Source organism: Bdellovibrio sp. HAGR004 (genome assembly GCF_055397015.1).
On sequence record NZ_AP029179.1, the window covers coordinates 1 to 15,391 of the forward strand.

Below are 15,391 nucleotides of genomic sequence, written 5' to 3' on the forward strand. Positions count from 1 at the left end.
GTATGATCCACTTTAAAAATGGAACTTACTAGACCACCGAAAAATGAACTTTCAGTTTATAAATCTAAAAAATCCACAAAATCCGTTTTTGAAAATTGGCTCTTAAACCAAAATCCAACTTCCAGACGAACCTACAAATCCATTTTAAAAAGTTTTTTTGGTTTTCTTGAGACCCAAGGTCTTAAAATCAAAGAACCAAATCAAATAACCACGAAGCAGATTTTAATTTATAGGGATTTTTTAAGTTCCAAAGGTTTTAGCAACAAATACCAGAACCTTCATTTAAGTGTTTTAAGCTCAATGCTCCAGAGCTTTGTGTTTGACCAACTCATAGAGGCAAATCCCTGCTCAAGAGTTAAAAGACCACCAAGCGACACCAAAAAAATTAAGCATTACTTAACAGATAGGGAAATTGAAAGGCTACTTGCCACATTTACAGAGAAACAAGCGACATTAAAGACATTGTTTGTGGTTTTATATTCCACAGGTCAAAGAATTAGCTCTATTTTAAATCTTAGAAAGGGAGACATACAATACCTAGAAAATAGAATGATTTTAAGCCTTAAAATAAAAAGAAATAAGCAAAGGCTTTTGCCTGTCCCAAGTTCAGCCGAGGTTTTGCTCAAAGAACTCATAAAAAATAAGAAAGATGATGAGTATTTGTTTGTAGGACGAAACCAAACAAATAAACCTTTAAGTGTGAGTTCTTTCAATGAAATGCTCAGGGTCAAGGCTAGAAAAGCCCGAATTAAGAAGCAAATCAGCTCACATACTTTTAGGCGAAGTCTTTTAACAAAGCTAATTTCAAAGGGCTACAACCTTGATAAAATCAAAGAAGGGGTCAGCTTTCATAGTGATATAAGCACCCTCTTTATTTATAAAAATAACCAGCAAATGGATTTAAAAGACAACCCCATTTTAGATTTACATTATAACCAAAGCGAGGACAGGGACGACTGGAGTTCTCCAAGAGCCTTAATTGCAAGACTTGAGAAAGAGTTTGGGAAGTTTGAGCTTGATGTGTGTGCGAGTTTTAAAAACCGAGTTTGTGAAAGATTTTTTGATAAAGCCACAAATGGGTTAGAACAAGACTGGAATGGGTCTGTTGCTTGGTGCAATCCCCCTTATAGTCAAAAGCTTGAGTGGATTGAAAAAGCCACTTTAGAAGCAAACAATGGAGCAAAAGTAATTATGCTCCTTCCAGCATTTACAGAGACCGCCTACTTTAGAGAGCTAAAAAAAAGCAGTCAGTGGCTTTTATTTTTGAATGGAAGACTTGTTTTTAACGAACACCAGCAGAAAGAAACAGCAAAGTTTTCAAGTGTGCTTGCTTTTTTCAATATAGAGCCAAGAGAAATTCCAGATTTGGGATGGATTGTGCGATGAAATGTGATTTGACTATGTCTGTTAGTTTGATTACTTTTGTAATACAAAATTTAAAGCAATTTATGGGTGTGCTAATTTTATAGCATAGTATTTGGAAATAGGGTCGTTTCCGCAGGAGACCATATGCGAACAGTCATTAGCCTTTTTATCAAACCTCTAGAAAGGTTTATTAAAACCGAGTCCTCTTCTGGGATTGTTTTAATGATTTGTGCAGTTATTGCGATGTATATGGCAAATAGCTCTATTTCAAATGACTACTTTTCTTTTTTGGAAACGAAATTCTTCAATTTATCTATTTTGCATTGGGTAAATGATGCCTTAATGGCTTTGTTCTTTTTTGTGGTTGGTCTAGAAATCAAAAGGGAAATGGTGGCAGGCGAATTAAGCACTTTAAATAAAGCTACTCTACCAATATTAAGTGCTTTAGGTGGAATGATAGTTCCAGCACTTTTTTATTGGTTTTTTAATAAAGATGGATCTGGTGCAAATGGTTGGGCAATACCTATGGCAACAGATATAGCCTTTGCACTGGGTGTTTTATCATTGTTTGGCTCAAGAGTGCCATTAAATCTTAAGATCTTTCTTTTGGCATTAGCCATAGTTGATGACATTGGAGCTGTATTAGTAATTGCCTTCTTCTATACAGAAGAAATTAGATCGGCTGGGTTATTGATTGCTGGAGCTTCTATTTTAGCAGTTTTAATTAGTCAGTTTTTTAAACTTAAGAGTTATCTTATTTATCTAATAATAGGTGCGATCGCTTGGTATGGAGTTCTAATTTCTGGAGTTCATGCCACTATTGCAGGTGTAATTCTTGGTTTGATAACTCCATATAGCTTCCCAGTAAATAAGCTTGGAGAAACTTTTTCTCCTGTTGATAATTTAATCCATTATTTACACCCAGTTGTTGGATACTTTATTATGCCAGTCTTTGCTTTATCTAATGCTGGTGTGAATTTGGGCGAGTTAAATATTTCCCAAATTATTAACAACAACATTTCTTTAGGGATCATAGTTGGCTTAGTTTTAGGAAAGCCAATCGGCATTTTTGGCTTTTCTTACTTAGCTGTGAAGTTTGGAGTTTCAAGCCTTCCAGAAAAGGTAAATTGGACTGGACTACTTGCGGTGTCTTGTCTTGCTGGCATTGGCTTCACAATGTCTATATTTATCAGCAACCTGTCCCTAGCAAACAGTGATATAACCTATGCAAAAATAGGTATTATTTTAGCTTCTGTAATTTCTGGTGTCTTAGGTGTGATTGCTTTGTTTTTCAAATTAAAGAGCTTTTCAAAAGACGAAATGCTGTTGTAGTTGATTGAACAGATAGGTTGTATTACAAAAATACTACTTTTATAAGGGTTTAGTATGGGAAGTATGCAAAGTAAAAAAGATAAGTTAAATGGGTTATTATCTAAAAATGGCGAGCAAACAGTAAGATATGAAGTTAGGGAGAAAAAAGACAAGGTTCTATCTGTAAGACTAAGTGAAAAGTTATTAAATGAGTTAAAGAAAAAGTCTAAAAGGCATAGCCTCAATACCCAAAAGCTGGTGAGGCTTATTTTAGAAAACTATATAAGGGATAGTAAAATTTAATGCCTATAATGAGTTTATCATTTTTGTTTTATCTGTCAGTAGCTGGTGTGGCAGGAGTAATTTCTAGATATTTTTTAACAGCTTCATTGGATAAGCTTTTTCTGGCAAATTGGTTGGGGACAGCGATTATAAACATGGTCGGCTCGTTATTAGCTGGGGCTTTGTTTGCATTAGCAGAACAGAAAAATATGATTAGCCAAGAAAATCTAGCTATTTTATTAATTGGCTTTTGTGGTGGCTTTACTACCTATTCAGCTTACTCTCTTCAAAGTTTTCAACTTATTCAGCAAGGGCTTCTTGGTCAGGCTTTAATAAACCTAATAATTCTTCCACTGGCTGGTCTTTTATATGTCTTTATTGGGTATTATTCAGTCAGGTTTTTTCTGTAAGAAGATGGTTTAATTGATTTGAGTAAATTGCTCTTTGATCTTTTGAGGATAGCAGAAGAAGGAAATTTCTTGTTCAGTTGGTTTATAAAATTTCAAAAGCTCATAAAGAGCATAGCATGGCAAAGAGGTTTTCCCTTTTTCAACTTGACCAAGCTCAAAAGGAGTCAGGCATTTAATGTATTTTGATACTTGATTAACAGACAGACCAAGCCTCGCTCTATTTTTATAAAGAATATCTCCAACTGTCTTGTTGAATAGCTCAGTATCAAATTGTCCCAAAGTTAATGCCCTATTTAAGTTCTAGCTTGACCCCTAATGCTTTACACATAGCTAAAAGGACTTCAAGACTGGGCTTTCTCGTCCCCTGTTCAATGGCTTGTAGTGTTTTGAAGGCAATATTTATTTCTTCAGCAAAATCAGTTTGGGATATTTGCTTTTCTTGCCTTTTTCTTTGAAGGTAATCAATGAGGTTATGAATTTCCTTCTTCACAAAAGCTCTATATTTTACAGGTAATTTTGAAAGCCTTTTATCATTAACCACAACCTATAATAGGTTTATTTGAGTGTCTATATTAACCTACTAATAGTGGGATATTACCCTGCTATTAGTAGCCTCCCACTAAAAGTAGGGTATCAAATAAGTAAAACAACACAGTTCCCTCAACTATTTGAAAAGAGTGCCGATAGGAGAAATATGAGAACTCTTTTGGTAGAAGACGATGACGATTTAAGAGAAATTTTTAAAGAACAGCTTATAGGTCTAGGTTGTTCTGTTATTGAAGTAAAAAATGGCGAACAAGCACTTTTAAGTTTAAAGACAGTAGAAATTGATTTAGTGATTAGTGATATTCAAATGCCAGTTCTTGATGGTGTTAGTTTTTTAAAGAAAGCTAGAGAAGAGTTTAAAACTTTACCTATTTTTATAATTACAGGATCTTCTCCATACACCGAAAGAGAGATTTTGAGCTATGGGGCTAGTGGTTATTTTGAAAAATCCAATTTTGATTTAAAAACAATAATTGACCAAGTATCTCCAAAAGTTGCTTGAGTCATGTTTTGAAAATCATTCTTAAAGCCAATATAGAAACCATCAATTTAACAATTGTGTGGAATTTGTTCTCTGTTATCTTTTTTAAGAGATTTTTACCTAGAAATGAGCCCACAATTGCCACAAAAGAAAGTGCCACAATAGTTTTCTTTTGATCGTAAAAAGCAATTCCCCAATCTATATAAACTATGACTTTGGTCAAATGAGTAATTCCAGAACAAGTGGCTTCAGTTGAAATGAAGCCAAATCTAGATAGGTGCTTTTCTTTTGCGATAAAGGGATGAATTAGAGGACCAGTAATACCTATGAATAGCGATACGGTGGTAGATATTGCCCCTATTAAAAAATAAGATTTTATATAAGGGGAATAATCAAATGCATTTTGTGGAAGCCACATTGCGACCAAAATGGAAGCCCCAATAATAATAGAAAAAATATTTTGATTGAGGTCTGCAATAGGCAATAGCGACCCTGCTATTGCTCCAACCAAAGCACCTAGTGAATATTTTAATACAATTTTAGTATCTATTTCTTTGTATGACCATATGGCTCTGCCAAGGTTGCTAAAAAATTGAACAATAGAATGTGTCGGAATGATTAAATTGGCTGGCAAAACCATTCCAAAAAATGCCAGCAGTATTATCCCACCACCAAGCCCAGATAAACCAGATACAGTAGTTGCTATAAGTGTTCCAAAAATTAAGAATAATAGCTCTTGGGATTGTATCACAGAATTAGTAGTTCATTATCCAGCTCTAGTTTTCCCGATTGGTTCAACTGTAAAGCGAAGTCCAAGAGCTTGAAGAAGTTGGATTATGGTTTCAAATCTGGGTTTAGCTTCTTTATCCTCATCAAGGATTTTGTAAAGAGCATTTTGGCTTAATCCAGCTTCTCTAGCTAAATTTTCATAACCACGAACTTCAGCAACATCTCTAATGGCAGACAAAATGGCTTCTGGCATATCATAGTTTTCTTCAACAGAGGCTTTTAGATATTCCTGTTGGTGTTCAGGTTTCTTTTTAAGCCACTCAAGCAATCCTTCTCTGTGGGATTTTCCAGCTTTAATGTTAAGCATTGTTTCTCCTTTTGAAATCAGCCCAATAATTTTGAGCGAGTTCAATGTCTTTAGTTTGAGAGCCTTTATCTCCAGCACAGAGGAGCAAAACTATGCTTTCCCCATGCCTAGCGAAATAAACTCTGTATCCACTACCGAAGTTAAACCTAAATTCACTCACTCCAGAGCCAACAGGCTTCATATCTCCAAAGTTTCCAAATTCAACCCTACGAAGTCTTGCCCTTATTCTGGAAGCAGTCATCGGGTCTAAATCATTAAGCCACTCTTGAATTGGTGTGTTCCCATTATGGTCTGTGTAATCAATGATGGTTTGAGACTTAACTTCCACCCTTGAATTCTATCCAAATGGATAAAAATAAGCAATAGAAAAATATAAGCAGTGCAACATAGCGAAATGATTTGGCTATTGAAACTTAACAAAAATGAGGTTCTAATTTTTAAAAGTTAAGCTTGGAGAAAAAATTATGGAAATGCCAATAGCTTTCAAAGTCAAAGAATTAAGCCAGATACTAGATGTTTCCACCCCAGCCGTAAGCCAGAGGCTTAAAAACACGACAGACGAGCTTTTAAAGAGCGATAAGAACCGAACTGTTGGCATTCCTAGGGAGACAATTTCAAAGATTTTAACAGAGAATGGGCATAATTATTTTTACCGAAAAAATATAATCCTAGCCCATACGATAGTTGGTGGATCAGCTAAGACTTCAGCCATTTGGTCTTTGTTTAATGGTTTTTTAAGAATTAGCTCAAAACAAAATCCACTTATACTTTGCTCCAGCGATTCCCAAGCCAGCCTTGACGATATAGCTCTTGGTAGCATTCCAAGTGCCGACAAACAACGAGTTTTAGTTGATTATTTCAATGAGCAAGCAACTCTAGACGACATTTTAATTCCTATTGATAAGAACGAGAACACTTGGATTATTCCAAGCCATTTAAACAATGTGTTCCTAGATAAATCCCTACAAAGCCCAAAAAAAATTAAGGGCGAGGCATTAAGACTTATTCAGGACATTTACAAAAAATTCCCGAACACAAACCCTTCTATTTTCATTGATACAATGCCAGCCCTATCAGCCAGCACAGGGTCATTTATTCTGGCTATGGCTCAACTAATGAACGAATACAGCCCAGAGGAATATAACCCAGTGGTTTGTATTCCACTACGAAGCGACAGCACTTCATTAAAAGGTTGCCAGATTGCTTTTGACGAACTCAACACGATTATTGAGACCTTTGGAGTTGATAAGAAGCCAACAGTGAAGGTGTTTTTAGCGAACTACGATAAGAGGCTTTCTCTCTCTAGTGAAATTCTAAAGAGCTTATTTGGCGACCCTGTTTTGAAAGATTATGTTGCAGACACAATTATAAGAACCAGTGCCGAAATTCCAAAGACCAGCTATGCGAACAAGTCTGTATTTCACGACAAACTCACTTCTGTTGGAAGCGATTACAACGACCTACTCCTTGAAGTTCTTGGGTATGAAAAACAGGGAGCTAATGGGTAATGAAGCTAGAGGACATTGTTAAGCAAAAAGGTCTAGAGATTAAGAAAGAGGAGAAGAAGGCAAAGCCTTCAAGCTCCCCTTCTGCTCTTGGTAGAAGATATTTTTGGGACGAAGACCAAGAAGCCCCAGAAAAAACAAATCCCATTAGCCAGCCATTAGACAGTAATAAGCCAGCAGATAGACAGGAAAAAATCTCATTAGCCAGTAATTCTCCTTTTGATAAGCCAGTTATTAGCCAGCCATTAGACAGTAATAAGCCAGCAGATAGACAGGAAAAAATCTCATTAGCCAGTAATTCTCCTTTTGATAAGCCAGTTATTAGCCAGCCATTAGACAGTAATAAGCCAGTTAATTTTAACGAGTTGGTAGGGGACGAAAAGCAGTTTATTTTAGTCATTTTTAGACATTTGGAATTTCAAGCAAGCCGAGAAACATTGCCAATAACAACAGACGATTTAAAAAAGTCTTTTAGCAAAAAGACCAAGGCAATCAGTAATTTAATTGAAAGGCTTGTTGGAAAAAAAGTTTTAATAGTAAAAAAATCAGCGAGAGGAAATGCCTCTTGGAGAATTTTTAGTTTAGCAGAAAAAACATTTAAAGAAGTAAGGGAGTTTAACTCTATTAGCCAGTCATTAGCCAGTCATTCTCCTTTTGATAAGCCAGTCCATTGGACAGGAAATGAGCCTTATAGTAATAATTTAAATTCTTCTTCTATAAAGAATAATAACAATAACGAGCCAACCGAACCCGACTTTGAAATACCCGAAAACATATCAGCCTTAGGTATTTCCCAAAAATCACTTCAAGCGATTGTAAGAGATAATTTTTTAAGTAGGGACGAGGTGGATAGTTCTTTAAAGCATTACAGCTTTGATCTTGTAAAAAACCAAGTAAAGCTCAAATCAGCCCAGTTTTTTATGGGTGTCCTAAGAAACAAAACCCCTTACATAAGCTCTCATTTTGCTCAAGACGAGGCGAAAGCAATGCAAGCAGAGATTGCTAGGATTAAGCAAATCCAGAGCGACAGGGCAGAGCTTGCAGAGTTAAAACTACGAGAAGAGTTTGAAGAGTATAAATTGAAAAATCCAAATTTCTTGGACGAAGTAAAAGCAGGAAACAGCTTTTTAGCTAAATCCAATTCAAAGATTTTGGACGAGATTGCATTTGGGAAATTCAAAGAGAAAATTAACACACATAGTCAAAACGAAAATCCATAAAACTCTCTAAAATCCTTTTTAAGAGACTTTGGCTTTTATCCACCATTACCCATAGACCCACCAGTTAAAAGCGAGCAGTGAGACGACTGTGTGATAATAAAAGGGCTTCAAAGTTCTGGTCTTACCAGTTTCTATTGGATTTCAAAATAGAACCCTAAAGGGGGTATTGTAATACCCCCTTTAGGGTTGAAGTTTAAACAATCAATAATTCATTAAAACAAGCCCCCATAAAACCGCCCAAAAATTTTTTTCAAACTACTTAAAAATTTCTCCATTTAGTTTCCAGCGACAGGGATTGGCTCTGGAGCAACTTAACTAAAAACAGCTCTTAAAAAGAGCACGGAGAAAGAATTATGAAGCAATTCATAGAGGCAAAAGCAACAAAGGTAGAGGAAAAGAAAGACCCAGAAACAGGAGCAATCACTTATAGAGTGGTTTTAGAGATTATTGAAAGTCTCACTGTAAATAGTTTGGTAAAACCAGAGCTAAATAAAAGCCAGCTCTTTGAAGTAAGCCACTACGATTTTACAGACGAGAAGGGGAAAAGAATTAAGGGCTTTAAAATCCTTGGGACAGCAAAATAACTTTCTTTATGAAAAGTCTTATTTTAGCAAGTCAGCAAATAGGATTTCCAGAAGCTCTGGCAGGAGGGGTAGTCCTTACCCTTCCTGTTTTTATTTATGTTGGAAAAAAGCTTTACGACATAATTTATCTAAAAAAACCAGCTTTGCTTGCCACAGATTTAGCTTTTGAAGAATACGAGTGGGTAGAAAACACAAAGGATAAGTATTTAAAAAGAAAATTAGCTAAAAGAAGCATTAAAATCAAAAGACGAAAAAATCATATTGAGATTTTAAAATTTAATCCCAACTTAAATGCCCAGAATATCTCAAATCACATTCCTACGATAGAGAGGATTTTTAAAAGAAAAGTCATAGCAGTAGAATTTAGAAACTATGGTTTATTTAAACATAAAGAAAAAATCATTTTTATCTTTGAGCATTTTAAAAAAGTAATCACTAAAGAACATTTTAAAGAAAAGCTAGAAGTAGGCTCCTACTGGAAGGGGCAAGACCCAACAGGGAAAAATTTAATTAACTCTAGAAAAAGTCCCTTTATTTTCATAGTAGGAGGGCAAGGGTCTGGGAAATCAGTAGCGGGTTCAAGTTTTATAATTTCTCTTATCAGCAGTTTTACAAAAAACAATTTGCCACAGCCAAAACTTGTAATGGTCTCTAGCCAAAAGCAAAGTGAGTTTGTTCCACTCACTCAAAAATTTTTAAAGACAGGCGAAGTTCTAACTTTTAATGCAAACAATTTAGAAGAAATAAAAGCACTTAACGAGCTTTTAAAAAATCATTTAGATCGGTGTGGAAAGTTTTTTGAAACAATTAAGCAAGAAGGTCTAGTTGTAAGACACTGGTTTGATATTGAACACCCAGACAAAGTAGCTCCACTCGTAATCCTTATGGACGAGTCCCCAGAATATCTGGGCGAGCAATTAAAAATTAAAATCACTAAAGACAGCTCTCCAGAAGAAATTGAACTCCACTCTATCAACGAAGAGAAAAGAAAACTTTGTTTTAGTGTTGATAGGTGTTTTAGAATTTTAAGGGAAACTGGGACTTATATTTTTATTCTTTCACAAAGTGCCAATGCGAGCGATCTTGAAGGGATTAGTTTTGCCAACTTGAGGGGAAATGTTCTTTTAGGCAGAGGCATAATCAAGCAAGTATTTTCTTTATATGGAATACCAGCCGAATTAACCGAGCAAAAATTAGGCGAAGGAATGTTTGTCTATGCCACCAATGGAGAGGTAGGTGTTTTGAAAACTCCATTTTTATCTCTTGAAGGGGATAAAAAATGAAAATCCTAGAAACCAGAGTTGATATGCTCACAATGGTTATTCAGCGAAAGCGAGAGCAAACTATAAACTTAAAAGAAGGTGGTCAGCTTTTTGTTAAATGTGCTTTGGGCTATGAAATAGCCGAACTTCTGGGAGTAAAGCGAAAGAGCGAGCGAAAAGAAGGGGATTTTGGACTAGAAGGTGGCTTGATTTATTTTGCAAACGAGGAAGACAAACTCATACCCCAGTTCAAGGCTTCTTTTTTTATCAAGTTTCCCAACTACGAAGAGAAAATAAACCAAATTTTAGAGTTATTAAAAAGTAAGGGCTACACCTACCATTTTACCAGAATTGATTTTTTGTATTTGTTAGACGAGCCAATTTTTAAAGAACTTGATAAAAGTGATTTTAAGAGAACAGACACTCTACCTAAGAAAAACAAAAACGAAATTTATTGGTTTTCAGCTTTTAGCTCTGTTTATGGGATTGTTTCCTACGATAAGCAGAAGCAATTAAAGAAAATCAAAAAAGCACACCCAGAGTATTACAACCACTACAATTCAAAGTATGGCAGTAAGCCCATTTATCACTTTGAATTAAGGTTTTTTGATTTTTTAAAGAAAAACAGCAAGACCCAGATTATCACAAAGAGAATACCCAGTATCTGGGAAGATAAAATTGATTTTAATAAAGTCAAAGAGGAGGTCAAAAAAGAAATCTTATCTAGGGTCAAGTTTAAGCGAAAAATTCTCCATTTAATTAAAAATGAGGAGGATTACAAATGAGACTAACAGATATTGAAAAGTTAATTGCAATACCAGAAGCCCCAAAGCAGGGGACTAGGGAAGTAAAACTTGAAACCAAAGAATTGGTAGAACAGTTAAAAAAAGACAGCTCTTTAGCAATTGAAAAAATAAAAGCTATTCCACAGGCAACCAAAGACGAGCTTAAACCTTTTTTTGCTCCAACATTTTTTAAAGAGGGGACAGCCTAATATGGAAAAAAAGATTGTTCTTCTTAAAGATTTAAACACTTCAAAATTTCCAGTGGTGGATATTTTAAAGAGCGACAGTGAAGAAAGACTTGGTTGTGCCACAACAAGCCTAATTAACTTTACTCAACTGCTTGGGACTTTTGACCCAGACAAGTTTTCAAATATAGCAGAAATGGCTCTTTTTTATGAGCTTGAATTTGGGAAAGACCTAAATGGTGGAGTGAGTGCTAGAAAGTGTTTTGAAGTCATTGACGAGTATTTAAGCCAGCACACAGAGCTTGAAAGATACATTTATAGGGCAGATACAGTTAAATACGAGACCATTTTATTTTTACTAATGAATAATTTTGTTGGTCTAGTTGCAAGCGATACGAAAGGCGATGGGCATTGCGATGTAGTTTTCTACCAAGAAGGAAAAGTGTTTTACAATGCCTTTGAAGTTAATGAGCAGGAACTAGCCGAGATTATTTTCTCTAGCCCCCATAATATGATGTGCTTTGCTAGGAACTTAAAGACCCATAAGAGGTTTTCAATGAAGGCTAGCGAGATGGGGTCTTTGATTTTTAAACTCACAGAAGACCAGAAGCACTATTTAACCGAAAAAGAGCAAGATATGATCACTCAAAATATGGTTGAAGTCTTTTGTAAATATCCAACCCACAAAGTCCAAGAGTTAATTAAAGAGAAAGAATACCTTTTAAAAAATCTAGGGCTACTGGAGAGTGAAATACTTATTATTTATCCAGAGCCAAAAGAATAGATTTTAATTCATCAACAGTGAGGCATAAAGGTAAGCCACTGTCTGTTTGAATAACCACAGTTTTTCTGTGGCGAAAGTAAAAGAGCTTTTTAATTTTCAGGACACTAATTTTTCTTAAAGACATAAAACACTCCAAGGTTAAAAGGAAAGCCCCATTACTGGGGCTTTTTATTTGCAAAAACAGCTTTAATGAAGTTTTCACTAAGTGAAATTGCAGTTTGATTGTTTAAGAACACAAGTAAGTTTCTATTTCCTTTTTTGTTAGGCTTTGAAGCTTTCACTTTGTGAGCCTTGATAAAAGTCAGTAGAAATTCTTGAGAAATTTCTTTGTTTATTTTTTTCATTTTATATCTCCTTGCCAAAAATCTTTGGCGGTTGTTTTTTTGTTTTTCAAAAAACTTGAAAATAAAAACAACTAAGCCAACAAGCGAAAAACCCAAAAATAAAAACGAAACATAAGACTTGGAGTGGTCAAATTCATAGTGCCAACAAAGTTGGAACGAATTTGAATTAACGAACAACCATTATTCTTTTGGGTTTGTAGCGATTACTTCTAGGCAAGTGTAGATAGAAAAAAGCATTAAAAATAAATTTCTAAATTTCAACTTTTTCAAAATCAAAGCGGTATTTCAATATTAAGAAGAAAAAAGAGAAATACTTGAGTGTTTTGCTCAAGATTTCAAAGGCAAATAGCTTATAGATTTTGAGAGCTTAAATTGTTGAGTAATTCACTCAATTTTTAGTTCAATTTTTTGGGCTGTTTGCGAGCTAAAAATATTTTTTTTGATAAAATAAAGACAAGAAAGGAAAGAGCAAAATGGAAACATATTTTTTAGGAAAGATTTTAGAAGCGGTATTGATTGTAGGAGTAATTTATTTAGCAACAAATAACAAAAGAAAGGAACGATAATTTTATGGGTAGAGCGGAAAGACGGAAACAAGAGCGGTTTTTAAAGAAAAAAGGCACACCAGTGAGCCATCTTCATTCACATTATTTACCAAGTGAGTTGGATAGTATGAGAAGTGAAATTAAAGAGTTTTTAAGAACCTATGAGTTTAAGGGGTCTCTTTTTCAAGAAGATTATGAAAGAGAATTAGGCATTAAAAAAATGTTTCCCAATTCTTTAGTTGTTAAAAGAATAAGTGATGTGGATGAAGGCATTATGACTTTAGAGCAAAATTATCCAATCTTTATTAAAGAAACAAAAGAGATAATAAAAATGGATATTTTTTTGGTTAGAGAAAAAAACGGTTGGTTTATTAAATACGACAAAGTGCCTTATTCACAAAACATTTTAATAGCCATTAAAGAAACTGGTTTTGAGTATATGATGAATAATGACCTTAATGTGGCTTCAAGGTTTTATGGATATTTAATTCCTTATGCCAACCGTATTATCCGCAAAGCCCTAGATAGATTAACTTTGCGATATGGCGATGAGTGGGTTAATTTATAAATAAAAAAGGTAGGTATTTATGAAAAAGAAAGAAGAGTTAGTTCCATTTGATTATGTGAGACATCAAATAGGTATTGAAATAAAAAAAATGGGAAAAAAAGTTGGCTTAACAAATGCTATTGAGGTTTCTTTTTTTACTCTAGGTTGTATTTTGTATGAAGGCGATCAAGCTAATTTTAAAAAATGGATTTCCTTGATTAAGGCAGGAGTAAAGTCTAACCAAAAAATGAGAAAAAAAAGACAAGCCAGAAAAAAGAAGGTTTAAATGAATTGGTTGGAACAAAGAATAGAAAATAAGTTGGCTAATTGGAGAAAAATAAGGACAAAAGATATTCAAAGCATTGCAGAAAAAAGAGAAATGCTAAGACAAATAGATATTGAAATTGATTTAGTCTATGAACATAGAAATGACTGTCCAGTAAATCCCGATATTTTTGGAGGATTATCAAATCTGTGCTTAACATTGACCCAAGAGATTTTAGAAATTATTAACCAAAAGAAGCTCTAGACCATAGTCTTGAATAGCCCCAATTTGACCACTAAAAATCCTTTATTAAATATAGATTTAAACAACCTTATTGGCAGACGATTTTTAGTATTGTTCTGTCCGAGCAGGGGTGACACAGTCTCGAGAGGAGAATTTAAGTCAAAGACTCTGTTGAAGATGTCATTGCCTGTTCCCAGTGTTTTCTTCTCAGTTCTTGAGCTTTATGTCTAGCTCTTTCTCTGCGCTTCAATAGTTCATACCGTCCTTGATGATGAACTGAATTTGGAGCAAAGCCTCCGTTCCCTTGGTTTGGTCGGTTGAAGTTATAATCGTTAATGGCTTTGCCGATAAGATCTCTTGCTTCCGTTTCATCAGCATACTGCTCTTGAAGATTTATTTCTTCGCGCTTCAATGTTCCAATCACTCTTTCAGTTCTGGCGTTGCCAGTGGGTCTACCGATGCCGCTTAGCCACAACTTCAATCCTTGGACCTCGATGTTAGTTTTTGTATAGGCTGCAATATTGGCACTGCCATGGTCTGCGACAACAAAGGGCTTGAGGTGACCACTCGGAAGTAAGTCAATTTTCTCGATGGCAACGGCTTCGGTGACGACAGTAACAACTTGGATCTGGGTGATCTGATGGTAAAGACCCCAAGATAAAATCTTTCTTGAATACCAGTCTAGAAGAACCAGACAAAACATAAATTTCCCCTTCACAGTTACCCAGGTCCAATCCATACCCCACAGTAAATTCTTCTGCCAGGGCTCGTGCAAAAGCATATCTGCTGGTGGTACTACTGGCCTTGGCTTTTCTGGTACAAAGGGGTGATTTAACCCGTGTGACTTCATGATCTCCGCTACTTTGGTTTTTCCGACGAAAGCCTTCGCGGTTTTTTCAAGATAATAAGCGATTCGTCGGCAATGCCAATCGGGGCGCCTCTTCGCGAGAGCAATCACTCGCTTTTCTTCAAGAGGTGTGATCTTATTTTTGCCACCGCCCCCGCCATGATTTTCTTTGGCGGGATCTTGTTTCCAACGGTAATAGGCTCTTGGATTTAGTTGCAGGTATTTGCAAACAGCAAGGAGCGACTCGCTCTTGCGAGCCTTATCGATAAACTCCACCAGAGCCTCGCGGTGCGCCTTGGTCAGGTGGCGATTGTAAAGGGGGCCCTCTAGTCCTAATAGCCGCTTTTTTTTAAGGCCTGCAACTCTATGGCTGTCTCTAGAAGGGCTTCCTTGAGGCGTTCGGTTTCGGCTTGAAGCTTTTCCACTACTGGATCTGCTTTTTGTTTTGGACCGCGCTTTAGGTCTTTGAGACCCGCAATACCGGCCTGTAGAAACTTTTGCTTCCATCGAGACATCTGCGCCGGTGCTATATTTTCTCGCCGACACACGACGCCTTGTCCGACTCGTTCTGCTTCCAAAACCAGTTCCGCCATTTTTTCTGGCGATCTTCTTGCGCGCTTTTTCTTTTCTTTGATCTGACTCATTGTGACTCCCTTTTATCATGGTTTGCTCTCCTTTGAGAACAGGGGTCACCTTCCAGATTTCAGCTATTTACGCTGAAATCGACACATTTTTTTGACTTAAATTGCCCTTTTGACTGTGTCGAACGAGCTCGGACAGCACA

23 protein-coding genes are annotated in these 15,391 nt (G+C 35.8%); 15 read left to right on the plus strand and 8 right to left on the minus strand.

Annotated elements, in window-relative coordinates; genetic code table 11:
• Positions 1-18 precede the first annotated feature (18 nt).
• From ACZ5ZV_RS21150 to ACZ5ZV_RS21165, 4 genes are all read left to right on the plus strand, one after another.
• Positions 19-1,386 carry a DNA N-6-adenine-methyltransferase gene (locus ACZ5ZV_RS21150; protein WP_464121582.1) on the plus strand — a complete coding sequence of 456 codons (1,368 nt, stop codon included), beginning with the start codon at positions 19-21 and terminating at the stop codon, positions 1,384-1,386.
• A 123-nt stretch (positions 1,387-1,509) separates the two neighbouring features.
• A complete protein-coding gene (nhaA, locus tag ACZ5ZV_RS21155; protein ID WP_464121584.1) occupies positions 1,510-2,697 on the plus strand; it encodes a Na+/H+ antiporter NhaA in 1,188 nt (395 codons plus the stop codon).
• Between the two features lie 54 nt (positions 2,698-2,751).
• Positions 2,752-2,979: a CopG family antitoxin gene (locus ACZ5ZV_RS21160; RefSeq protein WP_464121586.1), complete on the plus strand. Its 228-nt coding sequence runs from the start codon at positions 2,752-2,754 to the stop codon at positions 2,977-2,979.
• A gap of 8 nt (positions 2,980-2,987) precedes the next feature.
• Positions 2,988-3,368, plus strand: a complete 381-nt coding sequence (locus ACZ5ZV_RS21165) for a fluoride efflux transporter FluC (RefSeq protein ID WP_464121587.1) — start codon at positions 2,988-2,990, stop codon at positions 3,366-3,368.
• 9 nt (positions 3,369-3,377) lie between these two features.
• Here ACZ5ZV_RS21165 and ACZ5ZV_RS21170 read toward each other — a convergent pair whose 3' ends face one another.
• Both ACZ5ZV_RS21170 and ACZ5ZV_RS21175 read right to left on the minus strand, forming a co-directional pair.
• Positions 3,378-3,647 carry a hypothetical protein gene (locus ACZ5ZV_RS21170; protein WP_464121588.1) on the minus strand — a complete coding sequence of 90 codons (270 nt, stop codon included), beginning with the start codon at positions 3,645-3,647 and terminating at the stop codon, positions 3,378-3,380.
• Between the two features lie 10 nt (positions 3,648-3,657).
• Positions 3,658-3,909: a helix-turn-helix domain-containing protein gene (locus ACZ5ZV_RS21175; RefSeq protein WP_464121589.1), complete on the minus strand. Its 252-nt coding sequence runs from the start codon at positions 3,907-3,909 to the stop codon at positions 3,658-3,660.
• 153 nt (positions 3,910-4,062) lie between these two features.
• Between ACZ5ZV_RS21175 and ACZ5ZV_RS21180 the strand changes: the two genes are divergently transcribed.
• The gene (locus ACZ5ZV_RS21180) at positions 4,063-4,416 is read left to right on the plus strand and encodes a response regulator (RefSeq protein WP_464121590.1); all 354 of its coding nucleotides are present in this window, start codon (positions 4,063-4,065) and stop codon (positions 4,414-4,416) included.
• Between the two features lies 1 nt (position 4,417).
• Here ACZ5ZV_RS21180 and ACZ5ZV_RS21185 read toward each other — a convergent pair whose 3' ends face one another.
• Genes ACZ5ZV_RS21185 through ACZ5ZV_RS21195 form a run of 3 tightly spaced genes read right to left on the minus strand, consistent with a single transcriptional unit; the run spans position 4,418 to position 5,819 of the window.
• Positions 4,418-5,146, minus strand: coding sequence for a TSUP family transporter (locus ACZ5ZV_RS21185; RefSeq protein ID WP_464121591.1), 729 nt, complete (start codon positions 5,144-5,146; stop codon positions 4,418-4,420).
• A 15-nt stretch (positions 5,147-5,161) separates the two neighbouring features.
• Positions 5,162-5,491, minus strand: coding sequence for an addiction module antidote protein (locus ACZ5ZV_RS21190; protein WP_464121592.1), 330 nt, complete (start codon positions 5,489-5,491; stop codon positions 5,162-5,164).
• Positions 5,484-5,819 carry a type II toxin-antitoxin system RelE/ParE family toxin gene (locus ACZ5ZV_RS21195; protein WP_464121594.1) on the minus strand — a complete coding sequence of 112 codons (336 nt, stop codon included), beginning with the start codon at positions 5,817-5,819 and terminating at the stop codon, positions 5,484-5,486. Before ACZ5ZV_RS21195 ends, ACZ5ZV_RS21190 begins: the two co-directional genes overlap by 8 nt.
• A gap of 136 nt (positions 5,820-5,955) precedes the next feature.
• Between ACZ5ZV_RS21195 and ACZ5ZV_RS21200 the strand changes: the two genes are divergently transcribed.
• From ACZ5ZV_RS21200 to ACZ5ZV_RS21230, 7 genes are all read left to right on the plus strand, one after another.
• A complete protein-coding gene (locus ACZ5ZV_RS21200) occupies positions 5,956-6,999 on the plus strand; it encodes a ParA family protein (protein ID WP_464121596.1) in 1,044 nt (347 codons plus the stop codon).
• Positions 6,999-8,216, plus strand: coding sequence for a hypothetical protein (locus ACZ5ZV_RS21205; protein ID WP_464121597.1), 1,218 nt, complete (start codon positions 6,999-7,001; stop codon positions 8,214-8,216). Before ACZ5ZV_RS21200 ends, ACZ5ZV_RS21205 begins: the two co-directional genes overlap by 1 nt.
• Positions 8,217-8,569: 353 nt before the next feature.
• On the plus strand, positions 8,570-8,800 hold the full coding sequence (locus ACZ5ZV_RS21210) for a hypothetical protein (RefSeq protein ID WP_464121566.1): 231 nt from the start codon (positions 8,570-8,572) through the stop codon (positions 8,798-8,800).
• 8 nt (positions 8,801-8,808) lie between these two features.
• Positions 8,809-10,083 carry a hypothetical protein gene (locus tag ACZ5ZV_RS21215; protein WP_464121568.1) on the plus strand — a complete coding sequence of 425 codons (1,275 nt, stop codon included), beginning with the start codon at positions 8,809-8,811 and terminating at the stop codon, positions 10,081-10,083.
• Entirely contained in the window at positions 10,080-10,847 is a 768-nt protein-coding gene (locus ACZ5ZV_RS21220; RefSeq protein WP_464121569.1) for a hypothetical protein, read from the plus strand. The genes ACZ5ZV_RS21215 and ACZ5ZV_RS21220 overlap by 4 nt, the downstream gene beginning before the upstream one ends.
• Entirely contained in the window at positions 10,844-11,056 is a 213-nt protein-coding gene (locus ACZ5ZV_RS21225) for a hypothetical protein (RefSeq protein ID WP_464121571.1), read from the plus strand. The genes ACZ5ZV_RS21220 and ACZ5ZV_RS21225 overlap by 4 nt, the downstream gene beginning before the upstream one ends.
• A gap of 1 nt (position 11,057) precedes the next feature.
• Positions 11,058-11,816: a hypothetical protein gene (locus ACZ5ZV_RS21230; protein ID WP_464121573.1), complete on the plus strand. Its 759-nt coding sequence runs from the start codon at positions 11,058-11,060 to the stop codon at positions 11,814-11,816.
• Between the two features lie 155 nt (positions 11,817-11,971).
• Here ACZ5ZV_RS21230 and ACZ5ZV_RS21235 read toward each other — a convergent pair whose 3' ends face one another.
• Positions 11,972-12,160 carry a hypothetical protein gene (locus ACZ5ZV_RS21235; RefSeq protein ID WP_464121574.1) on the minus strand — a complete coding sequence of 63 codons (189 nt, stop codon included), beginning with the start codon at positions 12,158-12,160 and terminating at the stop codon, positions 11,972-11,974.
• A gap of 570 nt (positions 12,161-12,730) precedes the next feature.
• Between ACZ5ZV_RS21235 and ACZ5ZV_RS21240 the strand changes: the two genes are divergently transcribed.
• Genes ACZ5ZV_RS21240 through ACZ5ZV_RS21250 form a run of 3 tightly spaced genes read left to right on the plus strand, consistent with a single transcriptional unit; the run spans position 12,731 to position 13,781 of the window.
• Positions 12,731-13,273, plus strand: coding sequence for a hypothetical protein (locus ACZ5ZV_RS21240; RefSeq protein WP_464121576.1), 543 nt, complete (start codon positions 12,731-12,733; stop codon positions 13,271-13,273).
• Positions 13,274-13,292: 19 nt separating this feature from the next.
• Positions 13,293-13,538, plus strand: a complete 246-nt coding sequence (locus ACZ5ZV_RS21245; RefSeq protein ID WP_464121578.1) for a hypothetical protein — start codon at positions 13,293-13,295, stop codon at positions 13,536-13,538.
• On the plus strand, positions 13,539-13,781 hold the full coding sequence (locus ACZ5ZV_RS21250; protein ID WP_464121580.1) for a hypothetical protein: 243 nt from the start codon (positions 13,539-13,541) through the stop codon (positions 13,779-13,781).
• A 133-nt stretch (positions 13,782-13,914) separates the two neighbouring features.
• Here the strand turns inward: ACZ5ZV_RS21250 and ACZ5ZV_RS21255 are convergent, their stop codons facing one another.
• A complete protein-coding gene (locus ACZ5ZV_RS21255) occupies positions 13,915-14,883 on the minus strand; it encodes a transposase (RefSeq protein ID WP_464117937.1) in 969 nt (322 codons plus the stop codon).
• Positions 14,884-14,939: 56 nt separating this feature from the next.
• Positions 14,940-15,251, minus strand: coding sequence for a helix-turn-helix domain-containing protein (locus tag ACZ5ZV_RS21260; RefSeq protein ID WP_464117936.1), 312 nt, complete (start codon positions 15,249-15,251; stop codon positions 14,940-14,942).
• Positions 15,252-15,391 lie beyond the last annotated feature (140 nt).

Bases quoted from the DNA above. Each gene is read 5' to 3' on its own strand.
- ACZ5ZV_RS21200 (WP_464121596.1), top strand. From the start codon at position 5,956: ATGGAAATGCCAATAGCTTTCAAAGTCAAAGAATTAAGCCAGATACTA.
- ACZ5ZV_RS21245 (WP_464121578.1), top strand. From the start codon at position 13,293: ATGAAAAAGAAAGAAGAGTTAGTTCCATTTGATTATGTGAGACATCAA.
- ACZ5ZV_RS21235 (WP_464121574.1), bottom strand. From the start codon at position 12,160: ATGAAAAAAATAAACAAAGAAATTTCTCAAGAATTTCTACTGACTTTT.
- ACZ5ZV_RS21165 (WP_464121587.1), top strand. From the start codon at position 2,988: ATGAGTTTATCATTTTTGTTTTATCTGTCAGTAGCTGGTGTGGCAGGA.
- ACZ5ZV_RS21190 (WP_464121592.1), bottom strand. From the start codon at position 5,491: ATGCTTAACATTAAAGCTGGAAAATCCCACAGAGAAGGATTGCTTGAG.
- ACZ5ZV_RS21260 (WP_464117936.1), bottom strand. From the start codon at position 15,251: ATGAGTCAGATCAAAGAAAAGAAAAAGCGCGCAAGAAGATCGCCAGAA.
- ACZ5ZV_RS21220 (WP_464121569.1), top strand. From the start codon at position 10,080: ATGAAAATCCTAGAAACCAGAGTTGATATGCTCACAATGGTTATTCAG.
- ACZ5ZV_RS21160 (WP_464121586.1), top strand. From the start codon at position 2,752: ATGGGAAGTATGCAAAGTAAAAAAGATAAGTTAAATGGGTTATTATCT.
- ACZ5ZV_RS21205 (WP_464121597.1), top strand. From the start codon at position 6,999: ATGAAGCTAGAGGACATTGTTAAGCAAAAAGGTCTAGAGATTAAGAAA.
- nhaA (WP_464121584.1), top strand. From the start codon at position 1,510: ATGCGAACAGTCATTAGCCTTTTTATCAAACCTCTAGAAAGGTTTATT.
- ACZ5ZV_RS21240 (WP_464121576.1), top strand. From the start codon at position 12,731: ATGGGTAGAGCGGAAAGACGGAAACAAGAGCGGTTTTTAAAGAAAAAA.
- ACZ5ZV_RS21225 (WP_464121571.1), top strand. From the start codon at position 10,844: ATGAGACTAACAGATATTGAAAAGTTAATTGCAATACCAGAAGCCCCA.
- ACZ5ZV_RS21150 (WP_464121582.1), top strand. From the start codon at position 19: ATGGAACTTACTAGACCACCGAAAAATGAACTTTCAGTTTATAAATCT.
- ACZ5ZV_RS21180 (WP_464121590.1), top strand. From the start codon at position 4,063: ATGAGAACTCTTTTGGTAGAAGACGATGACGATTTAAGAGAAATTTTT.
- ACZ5ZV_RS21250 (WP_464121580.1), top strand. From the start codon at position 13,539: ATGAATTGGTTGGAACAAAGAATAGAAAATAAGTTGGCTAATTGGAGA.
- ACZ5ZV_RS21210 (WP_464121566.1), top strand. From the start codon at position 8,570: ATGAAGCAATTCATAGAGGCAAAAGCAACAAAGGTAGAGGAAAAGAAA.
- ACZ5ZV_RS21230 (WP_464121573.1), top strand. From the start codon at position 11,058: ATGGAAAAAAAGATTGTTCTTCTTAAAGATTTAAACACTTCAAAATTT.
- ACZ5ZV_RS21215 (WP_464121568.1), top strand. From the start codon at position 8,809: ATGAAAAGTCTTATTTTAGCAAGTCAGCAAATAGGATTTCCAGAAGCT.